Annotated in this window: 17 protein-coding genes; 15 read left to right on the top strand and 2 right to left on the bottom strand. The window is 74.7% G+C overall.

Annotated elements, in window-relative coordinates; translation table 11 throughout:
• Positions 1-133 precede the first annotated feature (133 nt).
• The 12 genes from ACIOFR_RS23540 to ACIOFR_RS23485 all read left to right on the top strand — a co-directional run bounded on the left by ACIOFR_RS23540 (position 134) and on the right by ACIOFR_RS23485 (position 18,066).
• On the top strand, positions 134-1,483 hold the full coding sequence (locus ACIOFR_RS23540) for a M14 family metallopeptidase (protein WP_401000358.1): 1,350 nt from the start codon (positions 134-136) through the stop codon (positions 1,481-1,483).
• Positions 1,484-1,840: 357 nt separating this feature from the next.
• Positions 1,841-3,415 carry an APC family permease gene (locus ACIOFR_RS23535; RefSeq protein ID WP_401000356.1) on the top strand — a complete coding sequence of 525 codons (1,575 nt, stop codon included), beginning with the start codon at positions 1,841-1,843 and terminating at the stop codon, positions 3,413-3,415.
• A gap of 7 nt (positions 3,416-3,422) precedes the next feature.
• Complete coding sequence (locus ACIOFR_RS23530; protein ID WP_401000354.1) at positions 3,423-4,667, top strand: saccharopine dehydrogenase family protein; 1,245 nt, start codon at positions 3,423-3,425, stop codon at positions 4,665-4,667.
• Positions 4,668-4,766: 99 nt separating this feature from the next.
• A complete protein-coding gene (locus ACIOFR_RS23525) occupies positions 4,767-6,050 on the top strand; it encodes a glycosyltransferase family 4 protein (protein ID WP_401000352.1) in 1,284 nt (427 codons plus the stop codon).
• Positions 6,047-7,213 carry a glycosyltransferase gene (locus ACIOFR_RS23520; RefSeq protein WP_401000350.1) on the top strand — a complete coding sequence of 389 codons (1,167 nt, stop codon included), beginning with the start codon at positions 6,047-6,049 and terminating at the stop codon, positions 7,211-7,213. Before ACIOFR_RS23525 ends, ACIOFR_RS23520 begins: the two co-directional genes overlap by 4 nt.
• The gene (locus tag ACIOFR_RS23515; protein WP_401000348.1) at positions 7,210-8,181 is read left to right on the top strand and encodes an SGNH/GDSL hydrolase family protein; all 972 of its coding nucleotides are present in this window, start codon (positions 7,210-7,212) and stop codon (positions 8,179-8,181) included. Before ACIOFR_RS23520 ends, ACIOFR_RS23515 begins: the two co-directional genes overlap by 4 nt.
• Complete coding sequence (gene mutA / locus ACIOFR_RS23510) at positions 8,178-10,064, top strand: methylmalonyl-CoA mutase small subunit (RefSeq protein ID WP_401000346.1); 1,887 nt, start codon at positions 8,178-8,180, stop codon at positions 10,062-10,064. The genes ACIOFR_RS23515 and mutA overlap by 4 nt, the downstream gene beginning before the upstream one ends.
• On the top strand, positions 10,061-12,265 hold the full coding sequence (scpA, locus tag ACIOFR_RS23505; protein WP_401000344.1) for a methylmalonyl-CoA mutase: 2,205 nt from the start codon (positions 10,061-10,063) through the stop codon (positions 12,263-12,265). Before mutA ends, scpA begins: the two co-directional genes overlap by 4 nt.
• 12 nt (positions 12,266-12,277) lie before the next feature.
• Positions 12,278-13,297 carry a methylmalonyl Co-A mutase-associated GTPase MeaB gene (gene meaB, locus ACIOFR_RS23500; protein WP_401000342.1) on the top strand — a complete coding sequence of 340 codons (1,020 nt, stop codon included), beginning with the start codon at positions 12,278-12,280 and terminating at the stop codon, positions 13,295-13,297.
• A gap of 204 nt (positions 13,298-13,501) precedes the next feature.
• Positions 13,502-14,341: a class I SAM-dependent methyltransferase gene (locus ACIOFR_RS23495; protein ID WP_401000340.1), complete on the top strand. Its 840-nt coding sequence runs from the start codon at positions 13,502-13,504 to the stop codon at positions 14,339-14,341.
• 98 nt (positions 14,342-14,439) lie between these two features.
• Positions 14,440-16,017 (top strand): alpha-amylase family glycosyl hydrolase, encoded by a 1,578-nt coding sequence (locus ACIOFR_RS23490; RefSeq protein WP_401000338.1) that lies wholly within the window; start codon positions 14,440-14,442, stop codon positions 16,015-16,017.
• Positions 16,018-16,191: 174 nt separating this feature from the next.
• Positions 16,192-18,066, top strand: coding sequence for a hypothetical protein (locus ACIOFR_RS23485; protein ID WP_401000336.1), 1,875 nt, complete (start codon positions 16,192-16,194; stop codon positions 18,064-18,066).
• A 45-nt stretch (positions 18,067-18,111) separates the two neighbouring features.
• Here ACIOFR_RS23485 and ACIOFR_RS23480 read toward each other — a convergent pair whose 3' ends face one another.
• On the bottom strand, positions 18,112-18,726 hold the full coding sequence (locus tag ACIOFR_RS23480) for a TetR/AcrR family transcriptional regulator (protein WP_401000334.1): 615 nt from the start codon (positions 18,724-18,726) through the stop codon (positions 18,112-18,114).
• A gap of 37 nt (positions 18,727-18,763) precedes the next feature.
• Between ACIOFR_RS23480 and ACIOFR_RS23475 the strand changes: the two genes are divergently transcribed.
• Positions 18,764-19,090, top strand: coding sequence for a rhodanese-like domain-containing protein (locus ACIOFR_RS23475; RefSeq protein ID WP_401000332.1), 327 nt, complete (start codon positions 18,764-18,766; stop codon positions 19,088-19,090).
• Between the two features lie 21 nt (positions 19,091-19,111).
• Here the strand turns inward: ACIOFR_RS23475 and ACIOFR_RS23470 are convergent, their stop codons facing one another.
• Positions 19,112-19,609, bottom strand: a complete 498-nt coding sequence (locus tag ACIOFR_RS23470) for a MarR family winged helix-turn-helix transcriptional regulator (protein WP_401000330.1) — start codon at positions 19,607-19,609, stop codon at positions 19,112-19,114.
• A 196-nt stretch (positions 19,610-19,805) separates the two neighbouring features.
• On the opposite strand from ACIOFR_RS23470, the gene ACIOFR_RS23465 reads away from it, so the two are divergent.
• Together ACIOFR_RS23465 and ACIOFR_RS23460 are read left to right on the top strand one after the other, a co-directional pair.
• Entirely contained in the window at positions 19,806-21,899 is a 2,094-nt protein-coding gene (locus tag ACIOFR_RS23465) for an MMPL family transporter (protein ID WP_401000328.1), read from the top strand.
• Positions 21,900-22,020: 121 nt separating this feature from the next.
• On the top strand, positions 22,021-24,693 hold the full coding sequence (locus ACIOFR_RS23460; RefSeq protein ID WP_401000326.1) for a PKD domain-containing protein: 2,673 nt from the start codon (positions 22,021-22,023) through the stop codon (positions 24,691-24,693).
• Positions 24,694-24,899 lie beyond the last annotated feature (206 nt).

The raw sequence follows: 24,899 nt of genomic DNA, 5'->3' as shown, positions 1-24,899 counted from the left end.
CCGGGCGGCCTCCCTCCCGCCGCCTTGGCACCACACTCTTGACGCAACCATGACATTGACGGACCATCATGCTGGCGCGCGCCGCAGCTCCTCCCCCGTTCCGTCCCCTACGGACCCCCACAGGAGGACAGTCATGCGACTGCCCCGCCGAGGGAAGCCCGCCGCGGCCACCGCCGTGCTGCTGGCCCTCGCCCTCGCGTCCCCGCTCGGCAACCAGGCCTCCGCGCACCCCGTGGGCCCCGACAGCGCCGCCGTCGCGGCCGACACCGCCCGGCAGTACGTCGCCGAGGGCCCCGCCACCGTCGCCGACCGGTCCGCGATCGCCGCCACCGGTGCCTCCGTCGACGCCGTCCGCACCACCTCCGTCGTCCTCACCGCCACCCCGGCCGAGGCCGCCCGGGTACGGGCGCTCGGCTGGGACCTCGCGCCGCTGCCCGGGCGCGCGGACGGCGCCGACGGCAGCCCGCAGGCCGTCGACACGCCGGCCGACTTCCCGTCGGCCGACTCCGGCTACCACAACTACGCCGAGGCCACCGCGGACATCGACGCCGTGGTCGCCGCGCACCCCGACATCATGAGCAAGCGCGTCATCGGCACCTCGTACGAGGGCCGGGCGATCGTCGCCGTGAAGATCAGCGACAACGTCGGCACCGACGAGAACGAGCCCGAGGTGCTGTTCACCGCCCACCAGCACGCCCGCGAGCACCTCACCGTCGAGATGGCGCTGTACCTGCTGCACGAGTTCGGCGACAAGTACGCCACCGACAGCCGGATCGCGGCGGCGGTGAACAGCCGGGAGATCTGGGTGGTGCCCGACCTCAACCCGGACGGCGGCGAGTACGACATCGCGACCGGCCGCTACCGCAGCTGGCGCAAGGACCGCCAGCCCAACGCGGGCAGCGGCAGCGTCGGCACCGACCTCAACCGCAACTGGAACTACAAGTTCGGCTGCTGCGGCGGCTCGTCCGGCTCCACCTCCAGCGAGACCTACCGGGGCAGCGCGCCGGAGTCGGCCAAGGAGACCAAGGTGGTCGCCGACTTCGTCCGCAGCCGGGTGGTCGGCGGCAAGCAGCAGATCACCGCCGCGATCGACTTCCACACCTACAGCCAGCTGGTGCTCTGGCCGTTCGGCTGGACCACCGCCAACACCACCACCGGCATGACGGCGGACGAGTACAACACCTTCGCCACCCTCGGCCGCACCATGGCCGGCACCAACGGCTACACCCCCGAGCAGTCCAGCGACCTGTACATCACCGACGGGTCCATCGACGACTGGCTGTGGGGCGTCCACCGGGTCTTCGCCTACACCTTCGAGATGTACCCGGGCCCGAACGGCAGCAGCGGCTTCTACCCGCCCGACGAGGTGATCGGCCGGGAGACCAGCCGCAACCGGGAGGCCGTCCTGAGGCTCGTGGAGACCGCCGACTGCATGTACCGGGTGATCGGCAAGCAGCAGCAGTACTGCGGCATCGCCGGCTGACGCCGCCCGGCCCCGACGGCCGCCGCCGACCGCCGCCCGGCCCCCGCTGCCACGGGGCCGGGCGAACCCGGCGGCGGCCCGGCCGAGCTGACGGGAGGTCCGCGACGCGCACCCCGGACCTCCCGTCTCACCCGGACGGCGGCCTCCGTCACTCCCGGTGCCGCCCGCATCACCAGCCCGTTCCAGGCCCGTGGTACCGGCCCCGCGGAGCCCGGCGGGCCCCTAACCGGCGGTCAACTGCGACCGGGGGGACCCGGCCCGGCGCGCAGCCCGCAGGAAAGGGCCCGCTCCCCGGCGTACGCTGAGGTGGTTGAGCCCGTCAGCACCTCTGCGCACAGGATCAGGGGGTAGGGAACGATGCACGGTCCCCCCGGGGAACACACTCCGCCGCCGCCCGCCGCACCCACGGTGGTCAGCTCCCGGGCCGGCGAGAAGGGGCTGAAGACCGGCGCCCTCGGCCTGGTCTCCTCGGTGGCCATCGGACTGGCCTCCACCGCTCCCGCGTACAGCCTGGCCGCGACCCTCGGCATCATCGTCGTCGGGGTCGGCCTCCAGGCGCCGATCATCACCATTCTGGCGTTCATCCCGATGCTGCTGATCGCGTACGCCTACAAGGAGCTCAACGCCTCCGACCCGGACTGCGGCACCACCTTCACCTGGGGCGCGCGGGCCTTCGGGCCGCGCACCGGGTGGATGGGCGGCTGGGGCATCGTGGTCGCCGACATCATCGTGATGGCGAACCTGGCCCAGATCGCCGGTGTCTACGGCTTCCGGCTGTTCGGCTTCGACGGACTGGCCGAGAGCACGGCGTGGACCACCGTGGCGGGCGTGGTGTGGATCATCGTGATGACGGCGATCTGCTACGTCGGCATCGAGATCTCGGCCGCCCTGCAGCGCTGGCTGCTGTGCATCGAGGTCGTGATGCTGGTGCTGCTCTCCGTCACCGCCCTGGTCAAGGTGTACGGGGACAGCCCGCCGTCCACCGCGATCCACATCGACGGGTCCTGGTTCAACCCGTTCGAGGTGTCCTCCTCCACCGCCTTCACCGCGGGCGTGCTGGCCGCCGTCTTCATCTACTGGGGCTGGGACACGGCCGTCTCGGTGAACGAGGAGACCGCCGACGCCGAGCGCACACCGGGCCGGGCCGCCGTCATCTCCACCGTCCTGCTGCTGCTCATCTACGCGCTGGTCGCCACCTCGGCACAGGCCTTCGCGGGCATCGGAACGGAGGGCATCGGACTGGGCAACGAGGACAACTCCGGGGACGTGCTGTCCTCGCTCGGCGGCGCCGTCTTCGGCAGCGTCGGGTTCGGCTGGTTCCTCACCAAGCTGCTGATCTTCATGGTGCTGACCTCCTCCGCGGCCTCCACCCAGACCACCATCCTGCCGACCGCCCGGACCACCTTCTCGATGGCCGCGCACAAGGCCATCCCCCGGCAGTTCGCCCGGGTGCACCACCGCCACCTCACCCCGACCTGGTCCACCGTCGGCATGGGCATCGCCTCCATCGCGTTCTACGTGCTGCTCACCGCGATCAGCGGCAACGTGCTGGCCGACTCGATCGCCTCGGTGGGCCTGGCCATCGCGTTCTACTACGGCCTGACCGGCTTCGCCTGCGTCTGGTACTACCGCAAGGTGCTCACCAGGAGCGCGCGGGACTTCATCTTCAAGGGCCTGCTGCCGCTGCTCGGCGGCCTGATGCTGCTCTACTTCTTCTGCTACGGCGCCTTCGACGTCTACGCCAACCCCGACTACGGCTCCACCTCGATCGACCTGCCGATCTTCGGCGAGACCGGCGGGGTCACCGTGATCGGCATCGGTGCGCTGCTGCTCGGCGTGGTGCTGATGCTGATCCAGTGGGCGGTCGACGGGCCCTGGTTCCGGCACCCGGACGTCCCGGTCAGTGCCGCCGACCCGGTCGACGCCCCGTGAGGCCGCGATGAGGATCCTGCTGGTCGGTGCGGGCGGGGTCGGCACGGCCGCCGCCCGGATCGCCGTCCGCCGCCCGTTCTTCGAGGAGTTCGTGGTCGCCGACTACGACCCGGCGCGGGCCGAGGCCGCCGTCGCCGGACTCGCCGGCAGCCCGGGCGGAGAGCGCTTCCGGGCCGCCGCCGTGGACGCCTCCAACCCCGCCGCCGTCACCGCGCTGCTCGCCGAGCACCGCTGCGACGTGCTGTTCAACGCCACCGACCCGCGCTTCGTGCTGCCGCTGTTCGAGGCGGCCCTGGCGGGCGGGGCGCACTACCTCGACATGGCGATGTCGCTGTCCCGGCCGCACCCCGAGCGGCCCTACCAGGAGTGCGGGGTCAAGCTCGGCGACGAGCAGTTCGCCCGGGCCCGCGCCTGGGAGGAGGCCGGCCGGCTGGCGCTGTGCGGGATGGGCGTCGAGCCGGGGCTCTCCGACGTCTTCGCCCGCTACGCCGCCGACGAACTCTTCGACGACATCGAGGAGATCGGCGTCCGGGACGGCGCCGACCTGACCGTCGACGGCTACGACTTCGCGCCCTCGTTCAGCATCTGGACGACCATCGAGGAGTGCCTGAACCCGCCGGTCGTCTTCGAGTCCGGGCGCGGCTGGTACACCACCGAGCCGTTCAGCGAGCCGGAGGTGTTCGACTTCCCGGACGGGATCGGGCCGGTCGAGTGCGTCAACGTGGAGCACGAGGAGGTGCTGCTGATCCCCCGCTGGGTCGGCGCCCGCCGGGTGACCTTCAAGTACGGTCTCGGCCAGGACTTCATCGAGGTGCTCAAGACCCTGCACCGGCTGGGCCTGGCCGCCACCGACCCGGTCACCGTCGGCAGCGCCGCCGGCCCGGTCGGGGTCTCGCCGCGCGACGTGGTGGCCGCCTGCCTGCCCGACCCGGCCACCCTCGGGGACCGGATGCACGGGAAGACCTGCGCGGGCACCTGGGTCCGCGGCACCAAGGACGGCCGCCCCCGGCAGGTGTACCTCTACCACGTGGTCGACAACACCTGGTCGATGCGCGAGTACGGCTCCCAGGCCGTGGTCTGGCAGACCGCCGTCAACCCCGTGGTGGCGCTCGAACTCCTCGCCGGCGGCGCCTGGTCCGGCGCCGGCGTGCTCGGCCCCGAGGCGCTGCCGCCGAAGCCCTTCCTGGACCTGCTCACCGCGTACGGCTCGCCGTGGGCGATGCGCGAGGAGACGCCCGCCGCGCAGCACTGACCGGCCTCCGGCCGGGCCGCGCCCAATTGGCCACGGACGTTCGCCTGTACGAAAGATCCCCGTGGTCGGTCGCACGCCCCGGCCGGACACAACGTTGGCATGCGAGTCGCCATCGTCACCGAGTCCTTCCCTCCTGAGGTCAACGGCGTCGCCCACAGCGTGCTGAGGACTGCGGAGCACCTGGTCCGCCGCGGCCACGAGCCGCTGGTCATCACCCCGGCCCCGGCCCGGGGCGCCCACTGCCCACCGCACTCCTTCGGCCCGGACTCCACTCCGCTGCCGGTGGTGCGGGTCCCCTCGATCCCGCTGCCCGGCTACCCGCAGGTCCGGGTGGCGCTGCCCAGCCGCCGGCTGGCCGAGGCGGTCGCCGAGCACCGCCCCGACCTGGTCCACCTGGCAAGCCCGTTCGTGCTCGGGGCCCGCGGCGCACGGGTCGCCCGGCGCCTGGGGCTGCCCTCGGTCGCCGTCTACCAGACCGACCTGGCCGGCTACGCGCAGGCGTACCGGGTCGGCCGGGGCGCCGGCTCCGCGCTCGCGTGGGCCCGGATCAGGGCGGTGCACGCCGCCGCGGACCGCACCCTCGCGCCGTCCACCCCCGCCGCCCAGGACCTCACCGCGCACGGCGTGCCCCGGGTGCGGCTGTGGCCGCGCGGCGTGGACTCGGTCCGCTTCCACCCCTCGCACCGCGACGACGCGCTGCACCGCACCCTGGCGCCCGACGGCGAGCTGCTGGTCGGCTACGTCGGCCGGCTGGCCCCCGAGAAGCGGGTCGACCTGCTGGCCGGGGCCTGCGAGCTGCCCGGCGTACGGGTGGTGGTGATCGGGGACGGTCCCAGCGGGCCGGCCCTGCGGGCGGCGATGCCGCGCGCGCTGTTCCTGGGCCGCCGGACCGGCGCCGAGCTGGCCCGCTGCTTCGCCACCCTCGACCTGTTCGTGCACACCGGCCCGCTGGAGACCTTCTGCCAGACCATCCAGGAGGCGATGGCCAGCGGCGTCCCGGTCATCGCCCCGGCCGTCGGCGGCCCGCTCGACCTGGTCGGGCACCACCGGACCGGCCTGCTGGTGCCGCCCCGGGACACCGCGGCCGTCACCAGGGCGGTCGCCGAGCTGGCCGCGGCCGGCCCCGAGGTCCGGGCCGCCTACGGACGGGCCGGACGGGACGACGTCACCGCCCGCACCTGGGAGGCGGTCGGCGACCTGCTGCTGCGCCACTACACCGAGGTGCTGGCCGAGCACCACGGCGGGACGGCCCGGGCGCTGCGTCCGACCGCGGACCGGGCCGCGGGCACCCGCACCGGTCCGGCCACCGCCGCGGGTCCGGGCGCCGCGGTGGGCCCGGTCGCCGCACCCGTCCCGCAGCTGCCCGAGGAGCTCCCGGCATGAGCCGGCCGCACGACGGGCTGCGGATCGTCCGGGTGGCGAACTTCGTCACCCCGGTCTCCGGCGGCCTGCGCACGGCCCTGCGCCACCTCGGCGAGGGGTACCTGGCCGCCGGGCACCGGCCCGTCCTGGTGGTGCCCGGCCGGCGCCGCGCGGACGAGTCGACGTCCCAGGGCCGGGTGATCACCCTGCCCGGCCGCACCGTCCCCGGCAGCGGCGGCTACCGGGTGCTCACCGACCGGCGGGCCGTCGCCCGGACCCTCGCCGAGCTGGCACCCGACCGGCTGGAGGTCTCCGACCGCACCACGCTGCGCTGGACCGGCGCCTGGGCCCGCGCCCACGGCGTCCGGTCGCTGATGGTCTCGCACGAGAGCGCCACCGGCCTGCTCGGCACCTGGGGCGCGCCCGCCGCCACCGCCCGGACACTGGCCGACCGGCTGAACGCCCGCACGGCCCGCTCGTACGACACGGTGCTGTGCACCACCGCCTGGGCCGCCGCCGAGTTCGAGCGGATCGGCACCACCAACCTGACCCGGGCCCCGCTCGGCGTGGACCTGGCCCAGCTGCACCCGGACCGCCGGGATCCGCAGGTACGGGCCCGGTACGCCGATCCCGGCCAGGTGCTGCTGGTGCTCTGCTCCCGGCTCTCCCCCGAGAAGCGTCCCGAACGGGCCCTGGAGGCCCTGGCCGCCCTGCGCCGGCGCCACCGCGTCCCCGCCGTGCTGGCGGTCGCGGGCGCCGGCCCGCTGCGCCGCCGGCTGGAGGCGCGGGCCGCCGAGCTGCGGCTGCCGGTGCGGTTCCTGGGCCACCTCGGCGGGCGGGACGAGGTGGCGGCGCTGCTGGCCAGCGCGGACGCCGTGCTCGCCCCCGGGCCGGTGGAGACCTTCGGGCTGGCCGCGCTGGAGGCACTCGCCTGCGGGACGCCGGTGGCGGTGAGCCGCTCCTCCGCGCTGCCCCCGATCGTCGGCTCGGCGGGCCTGGCCGCGGAGGACTCCGGTGAGGGATTCGCCATCGCGGTACGGGAGTTGCTGGCCCGACCGGCCGATGAGCGGCGGGCGGCCGCGAGGGCCCGGGCGGAGACGTTCGGCTGGGAGTCCGCGGTGGCGGCGTTCCTGGCGGCCCACCGGGTGCCCACCCCGGCGGGCCGTCCGGAGCCCGCGCCGTGACAGCCGTCCGGTTCGCCGCGCTCGGCGACTCGATCACCGAGGGTGTGGGCGACGCGGCGCCGACGGGCCCGCGCGGCTGGGCCGCGGTGCTGGCGCCGAGCCTGTCCGACGGCCCGGTGGAGTTCCGCAACCTGGCCCACAGCGGGGCGCTCAGCGCCGATCTGACGAGGGCACAGCTACCCGCGGCGCTCCACCTGCGGCCGACCCACGCGGCCGTGCTGATCGGCGGCAACGACACCCTGCGGGCCGGTTTCGACGTCGCCGCCACGGCCCGCCACCTGGACGCCACGCTGGCCGCGCTGCGGGCCCAAAGCAGCGTCCTGCTCACCGCCTGCCTGCCGGACCCGGGGCGGCTGTTGCGGCTGCCGCCGCCGCTGGCCCGTCCGCTGGCCCGCCGGATGCGGGCCGTCAACGCCGTGGTGCACGCGCTCTCCGCCCGCCACAGTGCGGCCCACCTGCACCTCGCGGAGCTGCCCTGGCTCACCGAGCGGGCCCTGCTCAGCGTCGACCGGCTGCATCCGAGCACGGCGGGCCACCACCGGATCGCGCGGGAGTTCCACGCCGTCCTGGCGGCCTCGGGGCACCGGCTCGGCCCGGCCCCGGGCGCCGACCCGCCGGGCGCGGCTCCCGGTCTCGCCGCCGACCTGCACTGGATGGCGACCCGGGGCACCCGCTGGGTGGCCGCCCGCTGCACCGACCTGCTGCCCGGGCTGCTGGTGCTGGCCGCGGCCGAGGGCGGCCACCTGCTGCGCGGTACCGCGGGCCGGCTGGACGCCCGTGCGGCGCGCGCGGCGGACGCCGCGCTGGCCGCCCTGGACCCCGCCGCGGGCGCACCACGCCGAGCCGTCGAAACGCCGCCCCCAAGCACACCGGCGTTGCACTCCGCGGCGCTTGGAGTGCAAGGAGTGAAAGGTCACACCGGTTTGCTGTACAGCCGCGGCGGCACGGGCTCTAACCTTCCCTCATGACGGTCTCGCCCGAAGGGCTCTCCCTGGCCGCCGAGTTCCCGGATGCAAGCCGTGAGCAGTGGCAACGCCTGGTCGAAGGTGTGTTGCGCAAGTCCGGCAAGCAGGACGTGACCGGTGCGCAGGCCGAGGACGCCCTCGCCACCAAGCTGGAGGACGGCCTCACGGTCCGTCCGCTCTACACCGCCGAGGACGCCCCCGAAGGGGTCGGGTTCCCCGGCTTCCCGCCGTTCGTCCGGGGCGGGCGGCCGCAGGGCTCGGCCGTCTCCGGCTGGGACGTGCGCCAACGCCACGCCCACCCGGACCCGCGGACCTCCAACGAGGCGGTGCTCGCCGACCTGGAGCACGGCGTGAGCTCGCTCTGGCTGGAGCTCGGCCGCGACGGCCTGCCGATCGGCGCGCTGCCGCAGCTGCTGGAGGGCGTCTACCTGGACCTGGCCGCCGTGGCGCTGGACGCCGGCGCCGAGTTCCCGGCCGCCGCCGAGGCGCTGCTCGCCCTGTACCGGGAGCGCGGTGTGCCCGCCGACGCCGCCACCGGCAGCCTCGGTGCGGACCCGCTCGGCCTGCTGGCCAGGACCGGCGACGACGCGCCCACCGCCGGGCTGCTCACCGAGGCCGCCGCGCTGGCCGCCCGACTGCGGGACGGCTACCCGGGCCTGCGCGCGATCACCGTCGACGCGCTGCCGTACCACGAGGCCGGCGCCTCGCCCGCCCAGGAGCTGGGCTGCGCGCTGGCCACCGGCGTCGCCTACCTGCGCGGGCTGACGGCCGCGGGGCTGAGCCCCGACGAGGCCGCCGCCCAGCTGGAGTTCCGCTTCGCGGCCGGCGCCGACCAGTTCCTGACCATCGCCACCTTCCGGGCCGCCCGGCGGCTGTGGTCGCGGGTGGCCGAGGTGAGCGGGATCTCCCCGGAGGCCGCCGCCCAGCGCCAGCACGCCGTCACCTCCGCCGTGATGATGACCGAGCGCGACCCGTGGGTGAACATGCTCCGCACCACCGTGGCCTGCCTGGGCGCGGGCGTCGGCGGGGCGGACTCGGTGACCGTCCTGCCGTTCGACAGCGCGCTCGGCCTGCCGGACGCCTTCGCCCGCCGGATCGCCCGCAACACCCAGGCGATCCTGCTGGAGGAGTCCCACCTGGCCCGGGTCGTCGACCCGGCCGGCGGCTCCTGGTACGTCGAGCAGCTGACCGAGGAGCTGGCCGCAGCGGCGTGGGCGTGGTTCCAGGAGATCGAACGGGCCGGCGGCCAGCGCGCCGCCCTCGGCTCCGGGCTGGTCGCCGACCGGATCGGCGACACCTGGGCCCGGCGCTCGGTCGCGCTGGCCCGCCGCAGGGAACCGATCACCGGCGTCAGCGAGTTCCCCAACCTCCAGGAGCAGGCGCTGGTCCGCGAGCCCGCCCCGGCGCCGCTCACCGGCGGCCTGCCGCGGGTGCGCCGCGCCGAGGCGTACGAGGCCCTGCGGGCCCGCTCCGACCGGCACCGGGACACCTCGGGCGCCCGCCCGCAGCTGTTCCTGGCCGCCCTGGGTCCGGCCGCCGCCCACACCGGACGGCTGACCTTCGCCGCCAACCTGTTCCAGGCCGGCGGCATCGAGACCGTCGTCGGCCAGGGCACCGACCCGGCCGAGCTGGCCGCGGCCTTCACCGCGAGCGGCGCCACCGTCGCCGCGCTCTGCTCCTCCGACGCGCTCTACGAGGAGCACGCCGAGACGGTGGCGTCCGCCCTGAAGCAGGCCGGCGCCGGCCGGGTGCTGCTGGCCGGCCGGCCCGCGGGCGAGCAGGCCGAGGCGTACCGGCAGGCCGGGGTGGACGAGTTCGTCTTCGCGGGCGGCGACGCGGTCGCGGTCCTCACCTCCCTGCTCGACCAGATCGGAGTGGCCCGATGATCCCCGACTTCACGGAGATCGGACTCGACGCGCCGGCGGGCACCGCCGCCACCGGCGAGCAGTGGCGGGCTGCCTGGCAGCAGGCCACCGGCAAGGACGTCGAGGAACTGCTCTGGGAGACCCCGGAGGGCATCGGCGTCAAGCCGCTGTACAGCGCCGAGGACCTGGCCGGGCTGGACTTCCTGGGCACCTACCCGGGCGTGGCCCCGTTCCTGCGCGGCCCGTACCCGACCATGTACGTGAACCAGCCGTGGACGGTGCGCCAGTACGCCGGCTTCTCCACCGCCGAGGAGTCGAACGCCTTCTACCGGCGCAACCTGGCGGCCGGTCAGAAGGGCCTGTCGGTCGCCTTCGACCTGCCGACCCACCGCGGCTACGACAGCGACCACCCCCGGGTGACCGGCGACGTCGGCATGGCCGGTGTGGCGATCGACTCGATCTACGACATGCGTCAGCTGTTCGACGGCATCCCGCTGGACAGGATGTCGGTGTCGATGACCATGAACGGCGCGGTGCTGCCCGTCCTGGCGCTCTACATCGTCGCGGCCGAGGAGCAGGGGGTGCCCCCGGAGAAGCTCGCGGGGACCATCCAGAACGACATCCTCAAGGAGTTCATGGTCCGCAACACGTACATCTACCCGCCGCTGCCCTCGATGCGGATCATCTCCGACATCTTCGCGTACACCTCGCAGAAGATGCCCCGGTACAACTCGATCTCCATCTCCGGTTACCACATCCAGGAGGCCGGGGCCACCGCCGACCTGGAACTGGCCTACACCCTGGCCGACGGTGTGGAGTACCTGCGGGCGGGCCTCGGTGCCGGTCTGGACGTGGACGCGTTCGCGCCCCGGCTGTCGTTCTTCTGGGCGATCGGCATGAACTTCTTCATGGAGGTCGCCAAGCTGCGCGCGGCCCGGCTGCTGTGGGCCAAGCTGGTCAGGCAGTTCGACCCGAAGAACGCCAAGTCGCTCTCGCTGCGCACCCATTCGCAGACCTCCGGGTGGTCCCTGACCGCCCAGGACGTGTTCAACAACGTCACCCGCACCTGCGTGGAGGCGATGGCCGCGACCCAGGGCCACACCCAGTCGCTGCACACCAACGCGCTCGACGAGGCGCTGGCGCTGCCGACCGACTTCTCGGCCCGGATCGCCCGCAACACCCAGCTGATGCTCCAGCAGGAGTCGGGCACCTGCCGGGTGATCGACCCCTGGGGCGGCAGCGCCTACGTGGAGAAGCTCACCCACGACCTGGCGGCCCGCGCCTGGCAGCACATCCAGGAGGTCGAGGCGGCCGGCGGCATGGCCAAGGCGATCGACGCCGGCATCCCCAAGCTGCGCGTCGAGGAGGCCGCCGCCCGCACCCAGGCCCGGATCGACTCCGGCCGCCAGCCGGTGATCGGCGTCAACAAGTACCGGGTCGCCAACGACGAGCAGATCGACGTTCTCAAGGTCGACAACTCCTCGGTGCGGGCCCAGCAGATCGACAAGCTCCGCCGGCTGCGCGCCGAGCGCGACGAGGAGGTCTGCCAGGCCGCGCTGCGGGCACTGACCCGCTCGGCCGAGGCCGGCGCGAAGGGCGGCGGCTCACTGGAGGGCAACCTGCTGGCACTGGCCGTGGACGCGGCCCGGGCCAAGGCCACCGTCGGCGAGATCTCGGACGCCCTGGAGAAGGTGTACGGGCGTCACTCCGGCCAGATCCGTACCATCTCCGGTGTGTACCGCGACGAGGCAGGACCGTCCACCGGGGTGGAGCGCACCCGGGCACTGGTCGAGAGGTTCGAGGAGGCCGAGGGCCGTCGCCCGCGCATCCTGGTGGCCAAGATGGGCCAGGACGGGCACGACCGCGGGCAGAAGGTGATCGCCACCGCCTTCGCCGACCTCGGCTTCACGGTCGACGTCGGCCCGCTGTTCCAGACCCCCGCCGAGGTCGCCCGGCAGGCCGTGGAGGCCGACGTGCACATCGTCGGCGTCTCCTCGCTGGCCGCCGGACACCTCACCCTGGTCCCCGCGCTGCGCGCCGAACTGGCCGCCGCCGGACGGGAGGACATCACCATCGTGGTCGGCGGCGTCATCCCGCCGCAGGACTTCGACGCCCTGTACGAGGCCGGCGCCGCCGCCGTCTTCCCGCCCGGCACGGTCATTCCGGACGCGGCCTACGACCTGCTGAAGGCGCTGGCCGCCGACCTCGGCCACGAGCTGTGAGCCACTGACCCGATGCCGCCGCGGACGATCGACCTCGACGCCTACGTCAAGGGTGTGCTGGAGGGCTCGCGCGCGTACATCGCGCGGGCCATCACGCTGGTGGAGTCCACCCGCCCCGACCACCGGGCGCTCGCCCAGCGCCTGCTGGTCGAGCTGCTCCCGCATGCCGGGAAGGCGGTGCGGGTCGGCATCACCGGCGTGCCGGGGGTGGGCAAGTCGACCTTCATCGAGGCGCTCGGCACCATGCTCACCGGCTCCGGCCACCGCGTCGCGGTGCTCGCCGTCGACCCGACCTCCAGCCGTACCGGCGGCTCCATCCTGGGCGACAAGACCCGGATGGCGAAGCTGGCGGTCGACCCGAACGCCTTCGTCCGGCCGTCCCCCACCTCGGGGACGCTGGGCGGGGTGGCCCGCGCCACCCGGGAGTCGATGGTGGTGATGGAGGCCGCCGGCTACGACGTGGTGCTGATCGAGACGGTCGGCGTGGGCCAGTCGGAGACCACCGTGGCCAACATGGTCGACTCCTTCCTGCTGCTCACCCTCGCCCGCACCGGCGACCAACTGCAGGGCATCAAGAAGGGCGTGCTGGAGCTCGCCGACCTGGTCGCCGTCAACAAGGCGGACGGGCCGCACGAACGGGACGCCCGCGCAGCCGCCCGCGAACTGGCCGGCGCCCTCAGGCTGTTGCAGGCACCCGACGCCGTCTGGACGCCCCCCGTGCTCACCTGCAGCGGGCAGGACGGCAGCGGCCTCGCCGAGCTCTGGGAGCGGCTCCAGCAGCACCGGCTGCTGCTGGACACCTCCGGTGCGCTGGAGGCCAAGCGGCGCGACCAGCAGGTGGACTGGACCTGGTCGATGGTCCACGACCAACTGCTGTCCGCCCTGCACGAGCACCCCGAGGTACGGCGGCTCGCGCCCGGCCTGGAGCAGCAGGTCCGCGAGGGCACGCTGACCGCGACGCTGGCGGCCGAACGGATCCTGGCGGGGTTCCGCGAGCCCGTCGACGGCGCGACGGGGGCCGCCGGCTCCTGACCGGCACCTCCGCCGACGGGCCCGCACCCGCACCCGCGCCCACGCCCACGCGCGGGGGGCGGCGCCGGGGTGCGGATGTCGCCGGGCGAGGCGCGGCAGGGCCGGTGACGCCGCGTCAGACTCCTGCCGGAGCGACTTTTCGGGGCCGCCGTCGTGCGCCGGGCGGGACTTGACGCCGCATTCGGATTAGGTAAGCCTAACCTCATGTCAGCTGCCTCTGCCTCCCACGGCCTGACCGGCGTCGCCTCGACACTCCTCACGCCGCTCTACGGCCGCGCCCACGCCCGCCGTCTGCTCCCCTCGACCGACTTCAGCGATCCGCTCGCCACCGCCGTGCTCGAACGGACCGGCTACCGGCCCTCCGAGGTGCTCACCGACCGGAGCAACGCCCTCGGCTCGCTGCACCGCGCCATCGTCCTCGACCGGCTCACCACCGCCTTCACCACCGAGCACCCGGACGCCACCGTCGTGTCGGTCGGCATCGGACTGTGCACCCGCAACGCCCGGCTGGCCGACCGGGTGCCGGACTCGGTCCGGTGGGTCGGCATCGACACCCCCGACGTCATGACCCTGCGCCGACGGCTGCTGCCCGACCGGGGGATCGACCTGCACGCCGCCTCGGTGACCGACCCGGACTGGACCGCGGCCCTGCCCGCCGAACCGGGGCCCACCCTGGTCATCGCCGAGGGCCTGCTGATGTCCCTCGCGCCGCAGGACGTGGCCGGCTTCCTCGACCGGACCCACCGCGCCCTCGGCCCCGGCACCGAACTGCTCGCCGACCTCTTCCACCCGTGGGTCGTACGCAGCGGCCGGCACCCGATCGTGAAGGCCACCGGCGCCCGGTTCCACTCCGGCTACCGGGGCTGCGCCGGCCTGGCCGCCGCCGCACCGGGATGGCAGCCGCTCGGCGAGCACGGCGTGATGGAACGGATCAGCCCCGCCCACCGCGCGACGGCCTACGCCTTCCGGCTGGTGGGCCTGGGGCACCCGCGCTACACGGTCGCCCGACTGCGGGCCGTCGCCCGGCCCACCGCCGCACGCTGAGGCCGGCCCCGGCGTTCTGCGCCAGGTGCCCACATCCGCCGCCCGACGCGGGCATCCTGGAGTGAGTCCGCCCCGCACCCCGGGAGAAGGAGCGCCGTATGACCGCGAACCGCCCCGTACCGGCCTGGCTGTCCGACGCCGTGCTCTACCAGGTCTACCCGCAGAGCTTCGCCGACTCCGACGGCGACGGGATCGGCGACTTCGCCGGCCTCACCGAACGCCTGGAGTACCTGCACTGGCTCGGCGTCGACGCGGTCTGGCTCAACCCCTGCTTCGCCTCGCCGTTCCGCGACGCCGGCTACGACGTCGACGACTACCTGACCACCGCGCCGCGCTACGGTGATGCCGCGGCCCTCGCCGAACTCACCGACCGGGCAGGCAGGTTGGGGATCCGGGTGCTGCTCGACCTGGTCGCCGGCCACACCTCCGACCAGCACCCGTGGTTCCGGGCCTCCGCCGCCGACCCGACCGACCACCGCTACATCTGGGCCGACCACCCCGCCGAACGGTTCGCCCCCTCCCCCGGCAGCCGGCCCGGCTGGTACCTGCCGAACTTCTTCGACTTCCAGCCGGCCCTTAACTTCGGCTACGCGCGCACCGATCCGGCCGAACCATGGCGCCAGGGCATCGACGCCGAGGGCCCGCGCGCCAACCGGGCCGCGCTGCGCGAGATCATGGCGCACTGGCTCGGGCTCGGCATCGCCGGCTTCCGCGTCGACATGGCCTCCTCCCTGGTCAAGGACGACCCCGGCAAGGTCGAGACCGGCCGGCTCTGGACCGAGCTCCGCGGCTGGCTGGACGACCGGCACCCCGACGCGGCACTGCTCGCCGAGTGGGGCGACCCGGGACGGTCCGTCCCGGCCGGCTTCCACGGCGACTTCCTCCTCCAGTTCGGCGGCGACCAGGACGGCCGGCCGCTGCGCTCACTCTGGCACAACGGCACCGGCACCGACCAGGACGGCTGGCCCCCCGAGCCGTGCTACTTCGACGCCGAGGGCAAGGGCGACATCGGCGTCTTCCTGGACGCCTGGCGCACCGCCGACCGGGCCGTGGGCACCACCGGGCGGATCGTCCTGCCCACCTCCAACCACGACTTCTCCCGCCTGGCCTGCGGCCCGCGCACCCCCGACCAGCTCGCCCCGGCCTTCGCCTTCCAGCTCACCTGGCCCACCCTCCCCGCGATCTACTACGGCGACGAGATCGGCATGCGGTACGTCCCCGGCCTGCCCGACACCGAGGGCAGCACGCTCGGCCCCCGCTACAACCGCGCCGGCTGCCGGACCCCGATGCAGTGGGACGCCACCCCGGGCGCCGGCTTCTCCGCCGGCACCGCCCACCCCTACCTCCCGCTCGACCCCGACCCCGGGCGCCCCGACGTCGCCACCCAGCGCGCCGACGAGTCCTCCCTGCTGCACCTGGTCCGCCACCTGATCGCCCTGCGCCGCAGCCACCCCGCACTCGGCGCCCACGGCAGCCTCGACGTCCTGCACACCGGCTACCCCCTGGTCTACACCCGCGGCGACCGCTTCCTGGTCGTCGTCAACCCCCGCCGCGAACCGGCGGCCGTCCACCTCCCCGACCTGACCCCGCGCCAGGCACTCGCCACCCGGGGCGTCCACCTCACCGGCCCCGAGCTCCGCGCCGACGGATTCTCGTACGGCGTGTTCGCACTCTGAGCCACCCGGTCGGCGCGAGCGCGGGGCGACAGGGCCTACACCCGGCGCGGTGGTGCTCGCCCGGGCATCGGCCGGACGGCCGCAACCATCGCATGATCGACTCGTTGGATGATCTGCAACGCGCCGCGCCGGTGCGCTGCCCAGCCGTGAGCCGTCCCGCCGGGAGCCGATCCGATGGACCGTCAGAAACTGCGCCGCGCCGTCAGGGCATCCGTACGGGTGGTCGGCGGCGGTGGGGCGGACGGGCTCGGGGACGCCGAGGCCGCGTTGGTGCGCAACTACGGGCGGCTGGCCCGCATCGCGTACCTGGTGCTGCCGGCCGGGGTGGACCGCGGGCGGCGGCTGCTGGCCGCGCACGGGGTGGTGCAGCGTGCGTTGCCCGGGCGGGCGGCCGCCCGGGCCGGGGAGCCGGAGGAGGTGTACGCCGCGCTGCGGGTGCGGGTGGTGCGCGGCGCGCTGGCCCGGGCCCGGCGGCCGGGGCGGCGGCCGCTGCCCCGGGTGTGGGGGCTGCGGCTGTTCACCGCCGACGGAACGGCGGCGGAACTGGCCGTCGACCAGGCACTCGGCGCGCTCTCCGTCGCCGGCCGGGCCGCGTACGCACTGTGCCTGGCGGAGGGGTTGCCGCGCGAGGAGGTGGCCCGGCTGCTCACCGCCGCCGGGGTGCCGGAACCCGGCGGGGCGATCCGCCAGGCGGACCGCCTGATCGCCGAAATCCCCCTGGGGGCGGCGGAGTTGTCCGGCTCGACCCGATTCGACCCGTGTACCGTCCGGGTCCGGCCCGGCGATCTGCTGCGGCGCCGGCGGACCACCCGGCTGGCCGCGGGCGGGGTCCTGCTGCTGGGTGCCGTCACCGCCTGGGCCGTACCGCTGCCGGGCGCGCCCGCGGCCGCGCCGGTGTCCGTCGACGCCGCCGGGCCGTCCGGGCTGCTGCGGGCCGCACCCGATCTCTGGCAGCACACGGCCCGCCTCGACCTGTCCGCCTGGCCGGCCCGCGGCGAGCTGCTCGGCGACGAGGGGCTCACCGGCCAGGCCCTCGCGGCCTGGCGCGGCGGGCGCCTCCAGCTGGAGCCCGGCACCCGGCCCGGTCCGCCCGACGGCACCCCGCAGCTGCTGTTCGCCGGCCGGGTCGACGGGGCGCCGGTGGTGCTGCTGTACGACGGCGGGCGGATCGCCCGTTTCACCGACACTCCGGCGGGCGGTCTGCTGGTCGCCCGTGCCGACGACGCCGACGTGGTCACCGGCGCGGCCGTGGTGCTGCACCGCGACGGCGTCAACTCCCGTTTCCTGCTGGCTCCCTGGGTCGACGGCGTGGAGATCAGGCTGCTGCGCGAACCGGACACGCAGTCCCGCTCGGTCGACCGGACGGACGGGCTCACCGCCGCTGTCCCGAGCGGCACGCCCGGCGGCTGCCTGGACGGCGCGGTGCTCCAGCTCCGGTCCTCCAGGACGGTGGCCGAGAAGCACGCCTTCCTGCTGGCCGACACGGGCGGGCTGCTCCCCGCCCATCTGACCTACACCCCGCTGCCGCAGCAGGGCGACGCCCGTTCCCCGCGCGAGGCCACCGGCTCCGACGCACTGCTGGCCTGGGCCCGCACCGCGTGCGCCGTTCCCGAGCGGGCGCCCGGGGTGAGGTCGCTCAACGCCTGGGCGTTCGCGCAGCAGTCGCTCCCGCAGCAGGCCGGCACCGCCACCTGGGTCTGCCTGCGCACCGACCGCTGGAACGGCACCGGCTCGGCCGCCACCGAGGTGCTGCTGCCCGCGGCCCGGCCCGACGACCCGGCCCGCCGCACGGCGCTCGCCGAGGGCCGCGGGTGCAGCCGCTTCGACCAGCACACCGTCGGGTGGACCAGGTGGCGCGCCCCCGACGGGCGCGAGTACCTGCTCGCCGCCGGCAGCCGCCGGGTCGCCCGGATCACCGTGGCCGGCCCGCACGGCTCGTCCGAACAGGCCGTCCCCGACCGCACGTTGGCCCTGGAGGACCCGCCGCGCGAGCAGCCCGGCGTGACGGCGACCCTGGACGACGGCACTCGGATCGCACCGCTGTCCTGACGCCGCGGTACCGGCCGGCGCCGCGGTACCGCGTCGCGCGCGGCCTCACATCGCCGCGAGCGCGAGCCGCCGCAGCCCGTCGCGCAGGCGTCGCTCGCCCAACTCGGGGAGCAGGGCGGCGACGTGGTCGGCGGCGAGGGGGGCGAGCAGGGCGTGCGCGGCGTGGTCCGGGTCGGGGGTGGCGGCGAGCAGGATCGCCAGGTGGCGGTGCCAGAAGCGGTAGGCGCCGATGCGGTAGCGGGCGCCCGGGGTGGCGGTCTCGGACATCCGGACCAGGGCGAGGTGTTCCAGCAGGTAGTCGAGGTAGGCGTCGAGGAACGCGGTCAGGCGTTCGCCGCCCGGGGCGCCGGGGCCGAGCGGGGGCGGGCCCTGGAGGACGGCCTCCTGGAGGACGCGCTCGCGGGCGTCGAGCAGTGCCGCGGCCAGGCCCGACTTGTCGCCGAAGCGACGGAACAGGGTGCCCTTGCCGACGCCGGCGGCCGCGGCGACCTGGTCCATGGAGACGGCCTCGACGCCGTGCTCGACGAAGAGCCGGCCGGCCGCCTCCAGGACGGCGAGCCGGTTGCGGGCGGCGTCCGCGCGCTCCTTGGGCGGTGGGGTGCGCAGCAGTTCCAGCGGCATTGCGGAAACGGACTGCGGTCCGTTACTGTCGTGAGTCACAAGAGGACTGTAGTCCGATTTACTCGAAGGAAGCGACATGACCACACTCATCTCCCGTGACGAACTGGCGTCGGCGATCGCGGCCGACGCGGTAACCGTCCTGGACACGCTCGGCGGCGAGTACTACGCGCAGCAGCACCTGCCCGGCGCCGTCGCCCTGATCAGGGCCGACGTCGACGCGCAGGCGCCCGCACTGCTCCCGGACCGCGACGCCGCGATCGTCACCTACTGCTCCAACCCGGCCTGCCCGAACAGCGGCCAGGTCGCCGACCGGCTCACGGCGCTCGGCTACACCAACGTCCGCAAGTACCGGGAGGGGATACAGGACTGGGTGGAGGCCGGCCTGCCCGTCGAGACGGCCTGACCCACGCGACGGCCGGGCCGGTCAGCGATCGGCGGAGCCTTCGCGGCGGGCCCGGCGCAGCGTCTCCAGCTCCTCCGTCATACGACCCAGGAAGCGGGCCACGACGTGGAGCTGGTCGGCGGTGAACTCCTCGCGCACGGCGTCCGTGCACTCGGCGACCGGCGTGAACCAGGCGGTCGCGAGGGCACTGGCGCCGGGGTTGTAGTGGATGTTGACCTGCCGGCGGTCCGCCTCGTCGCGGGTGCGGCGGATGTGGCCGGCCCGCTCCAGCCGGTCGAGGACGGCGGTGACGGCCCCGGAGGTGAGGGCGAGCTCCTCGCGCAGCCGTCCCGGGGTGACGACCCCTCCGCCCGCGGTGCCCCGCATGACCGCCAGCAGCGCCTGGACGTCGGTGGCGTGCAGGCCCTGGGCGGCCGCGAAGTCGTGGCCGAGCAGGTTCATCTCGGAGGCCAGCCCCTGGAGCAGGCCACCGAAGGCGCGGCGGTCGGGGCCGGACTCCTGGGGCGGGTGCGGGGGCAAGCTCGACGTCCTCGGCAGGTCGGGTACGGATCCGCACAGCCTACGCGGAGCCGGAGACAGGAGCAGGGGACGGGAGCAGGAACGGGAGCCGGCCCAGGAACGGGAGCCTGTGCAAGAACGGGAGCCTGCGCAAGAACGGGAGCCCGGCGGATATCTCAATGATTGAGTCTCTTGACCGATGAGATAACCTCCGGGGGTGAACCGCACCCGGTACCTGATCCCGCTCGCCCTCCTGGCCCTCTGGCTCGGCCTCGGCGGAGCCCTCGGACCGTTCGCCGGCCGGCTCGGCGAGGTCGCCACCCACGACAGCGCCGCCTTCCTGCCGCGCAGCGCCGAGTCCACCGAGGTCCTGGCGCTCGGGAAGTCCTTCGCCACCGACGCCACGCTGCCCGTGATCGTGGTGTGGGAGGCGACGGACGGCCCGGTCACCGACGCCCAGCAGCAGGCCGCGACCGCGGCACTGCGCCGGGCCGCCGGCGTCCCCGGCGCCACCGGGCAGACCTCGCCCGCACTGCGCTCCGGGGACGGCCGGGCCCTGGAGGGGGTGCTCTCGTTCCACGCCGACCTCGGCAAGGGCGTCACCGACAGCCTGGCCGCCGTACGGACCGAGGCCGGCCGGGTGCCGGGCACCGCCGTCGGCATCGCCGGGCCGGCCGCCATCCAGGCCGACCTGGCCGGCGCCTTCGCCGGGATCGACGGGCTGCTGGTGCTGGTCGCCCTCGGTGTGGTGCTGCTGATCCTGCTCGCCGTCTACCGCAGCGTCCTGCTGCCGCTGCTGGTGATCCTCGGCGCCGTGTTCGCGCTCGGGGTCGCCTGCGCCGCGGTGTACGTGCTGGCGCAGCACGGCGTGGTGCGGGTGGACGGGCAGGTCCAGGGGCTGCTGTCGATCCTGGTGATCGGGGCGGCGACCGACTACGGGCTGCTGCTCTCGGCCCGGTTCCGCGAGGAGCTCCGGCGGCGCGGCGACCGTTTCGCCGCGATGCGGGTGGCCTGGCGGCGGTCGGTGGAGCCGATCGCGGCCTCGGGCCTGACGGTGGCTCTCGGCCTGCTGGTGCTGCTGCTCTCCGATCTGACGAACAACCGGGCGCTCGGCCCGGTCGGTGCGGTCGGCGTCGTCTGCGCGGTGCTGGCGGCGCTGACGTTCCTCCCCGCGGCGCTGGTGCTGTGCGGCCGGGCCGCGTACTGGCCGGCGCGGCCGCCCGCGGACGGGTCCGCGCCGGTGCACGGGATCTGGCGCCGGGTCGCGGCGCTGGTGGGGCGGCGGCCGCGGGCGGTCTGGGCGACGAGCCTGGCGGTGCTGGCGGCCTGCGCGGCGTTCGCGCCGCTGCTGGACGCCCAGGGGGTGCCGCAGACCGAGCTCTTCACCAAGCCGCAGCCGTCGGTGGCGGCGCAGCGGACGCTCTCCGCGCACTTCCCCGGCGGTTCGGGCAATCCCGCGGTGGTCATCGCCTCGGCCGACGCGGCCGATCGGGTGCTGGCCGCGGCCCGGGCCGTCGACGGGGTGGCCTCGGTGACGCCGTACGGCGGTGGTGCGCCGGGCGCTCCCGCCCGGGTGGTCGACGGCCGGATCCGGCTGGACGCCACGCTCGCCGACCCGGCCGACAGCGACGCGGCGGTGGCCGCCGTGCAGCGGCTGCGGACCGCCGTGCACGGCGTCCCGGGGGCGGGCGCGCTGGTCGGCGGGTACACCGCGCAGCAGCACGACACCCGGCACACGGCGGAGCACGACCGGACGGTGATCATCCCGGTGGTGCTGGTGTGCATCCTGCTGATCCTGGTGCTGCTGTTGCGTTCGCTGGTGGCGCCGCTCCTGCTGGCGGCCACCGTGGCGCTGTCGTTCCTCGCGACGCTCGGGGTCTCGGCACTGGTCTTCCCGCACCTGTTCGGTTTCTCCGCCACCGAGCCCTCGGTGCCGCTGTACGGGTACGTGTTCCTGGTGGCGCTCGGGGTGGACTACAACATCTTCCTGATGACCAGGGTCCGCGAGGAGTCCCTGCGGCACGGCACCCGGGAGGGCGTCCTGCGCGGGCTGACGGCGACCGGCGGGGTGATCACCTCGGCGGGCGTGGTGCTGGCGGCGACGTTCGCCGCGCTCGGCGTGATCCCGCTCGCCTTCCTGGCGCAGATCGCCTTCATGGTGGCCTTCGGAGTGCTGCTGGACACCCTGCTGGTACGGTCGCTGCTGGTGCCCGCCCTGGTCCACGACCTGGGTGAGCGCACCTGGTGGCCGGCCGCCCCCGGACGCGCCCGGACGGAGCGTCAGTCCGCGGTCCCGGCCGCCCGGATGTGACCGGGACGCGGGCGGGCTGCGGCGAAACCGTGTCGACGCACCCGAACGGTTTCTGTCAGTCTGGTCCGGCCCCAGCGCCGGGGGGCGCTCCCCGGCGCCGCTCTCACGGAAAGACTCGATCTTGCGCATACGCCGCGCCCTCGGCCTCACGGCCGCCGGGGCCACCGTCGTTCTCGCCGTCCCGGTACCCGCGCTCGCGGACTCCCCGGACACTCTCTACGTCAACAACGCCGCCCCCGCGCACTGTTCGGACGCCGGCCCGGGCACCCAGGAACAGCCGTTCTGCACCGTCACCGCGGCCGCGAACGTCGTCGAACCCGGACAGACCGTCCAGGTGCGCTACACCCAGGGGTACCTGGAAGAGGTCCACCTGACCCGCTCGGGCACCCCCGAGAAGCCGATCACCTTCGTCGGCACGCCGGCGACCACGACCGGATCGCTGGGCAAGCTCCCGGTCGTCGGCCGGAGCGGCCACGGCTTCGTCCTGACCGGGGTGCACGACGTGGTGGTCCGCCAGTTCGCGGTCCGCAGCACGCTGGACGGGGTGACGGTGGCGGACTCCGCCCGGGTCACGGTCGACGCGAACACCTTCGGCTCCGACGTGCGCGGGGCCGCGGTCCGGGTGACCGGGCAGAGCGAGCACGTCACGGTGAGCCGTAACCGGCTCTACCAGTCGGCCGGCGTGGTCGCCGAGGGCGGCGCGCGCGACACGGTGGTCACCACCAACGACTTCTCCCGCACCCTGAGCGGCGTCCGGGGCACGGACGCACCGGGCCTGACGGTGGTGCACAACACCGTCGCCTTCGCGTGCGGCCCGAGCGTCACCCTGGACGGCGCCTCCACCGGGGCCGTGGTCGAGAACAACGTCCTGACGGCCCACAACAGCGAGTCGCTCGCGACCGGACCGGCCACCGTCTGCGGGGCCGACACCGGCGGCCGCGGCGAGTCCGAGGTCGTGGTGGCGGCGGCCGCCACCACCGGTACCACCGTGGACTTCAACGTCGTCCACCCGTTCCCGGACGCCTCGGCCTACACCTGGGCGGGCACGGCCTACCGCACCCCGCAGGCCCTGACCGCCGCCACCGGCCAGGCCCGCCACGACGCCGACCAGGACGTCAGGTTCAACCCGGGCAACCTGCCGGAGCGCAACACCCTGCTGGAGACGGCCACGGCCGCCATCGACTCGGCGGACCCCGCCGCGCCCGGCACGCTCCCCGCGGACCTGGAGGGCCGGACGGCCCTGGACGACCCGCTGGTCGCCAACACCCCCGGGGGAACCGGCCGCGACCGCGGGGCGCACGAGCTCGAAGGCCTGCACGGCGTCTCCCTCCAGACCTCGGGGGTCAACGGCGCCCCGGACATGGGGCCGGCACCGCTCGACATCCGGCTCACGGCCGCTGTCACCAACTCCTGGCCCACCAAGGTCACCTTCACGTACGAGTTCGACGACGGCAGCGCACCGCTGGTGACCACCGACACGTCGGTCCTGCACACCTACACCGCGGTCGGCGCGTACCACCCGACGGTGACCGCCACGGACGAGCTGGGCGTGCGCGTGACCAGCCCGCTGCTCGCGTACGTCTACGCGAACCGTCCCGGCCCGCTGGTGCCGGTGCTCAACGTCAAGCCCGTGGAGTCCGGGCCCGCCCTGACGTACTGGGCGGACAGCAGCGGCAGCTCGGGCCCGTGGTCCATCCGGGACTTCCGGGCGGACTTCGGCGACGGGACCGTCGTCAGCTCCGGCTTCCTCCAGCACACCTACGCCCGCCCGGGCAGCTACACGGTGACGCTCACCGAGACGGACGCGGGCGGCCGGACGGCCAGCGTCAGCAAGGTGGTGAACGCCGACTACACCGACGCCCAGAAGGCGCTGCGGTCCGGCGAGCGGGTCCGCGTCCTGGCACAGACCTCGAACGACGGGCTCTCGGACGGCCAGGCGAACTACACCAGCGGCAGCTGGAGCCCGTTCGCCAAGATCGCCCCGGCCGACCCCGCACCGGTCTCGGTCGCCGCCGCGTACACCGCGAACGGCAACCTGCACGCCGTCCGGACCGCGTTCGACGGCATGGTCGAGATCGCCGACTGGGACCGCACCGGCACGCTCTGGGGCGGCTGGTCCGCCGTCCCGGGCAAGGTCCCGGCCGGGCTGAGCCCGTCCGTCGCCCAGGTGGCCGCCACCAGCATCGGCAACAAGCTGCACGTGGTCGCGCTCGCCGAGGGCCGGGTGTTCGAGGCCGTGGGCGACTACGACAGCGGCCGCTGGAGCGCGTGGGGCGAGATCACCGCCGCCACCTGGCTGCACGCCCCGGTCAGCCGGATCGCGGTGGCCGCCACCGGCAACACCCTGCACGTCGCGGCCCTCGGCGCCGACGGGCACCTGCGGGTCGCCGACGGCGACTACACCCGCGGTACCTGGAGCAACGGCGACCTCACGGCGTACATCGGCGGCCCGAGCGGCATCACCGAGCTGTCCGCCGCGGCCATCGGGTCGAAGTTCCACGTCCTCGCGCTGGCCGGCGGCAACGTCCACCAGGCCACCGGTGACTACGCCGCCGGCACCTGGACCAGCTGGGCGAACGTCTCCGACACGATCGGTCTCGGCGGCTCGGTCACCCGGCTGAGCGCCGCCGCCACCGGCAACACGCTTCACCTGTACGGCGTCGCCAACGGCCGCATCCACAACGCGAACGGCGACTACACCGCCGGCCGCTGGTCCGCCTGGGCCGACGTCACCGCGCCCGACCGCAACGCCCCGACCTCGGGCATCACGGGGCTGGCCGCGGCCGGTTCCTGACCCGTCGGCACGAGGGGCCCGCCGCACCGGAATCCACCGGTCGGCGGGCCTCCGGCGTCTGTGGCGGTTCAGGCATCTCGGGCGGTTCGGGCATCTCAGGCGTCCCGGGCGGCCCCTGCGGGCAAACGTGATCAAGGTGAGATCCACCGGGGCCCTCCCCCACTCGACGCGTGCGAACGGGTTCTGGAAAACTGGGCCGGTTCTCC

The sequence above is a fragment of the Kitasatospora sp. NPDC088346 genome, assembly GCF_044740765.1.
GTDB lineage: Bacteria > Actinomycetota > Actinomycetes > Streptomycetales > Streptomycetaceae > Kitasatospora.
Note: the sequence above shows the minus strand (reverse complement) of the source record. Positions and strands in the feature narration are given on the sequence as shown.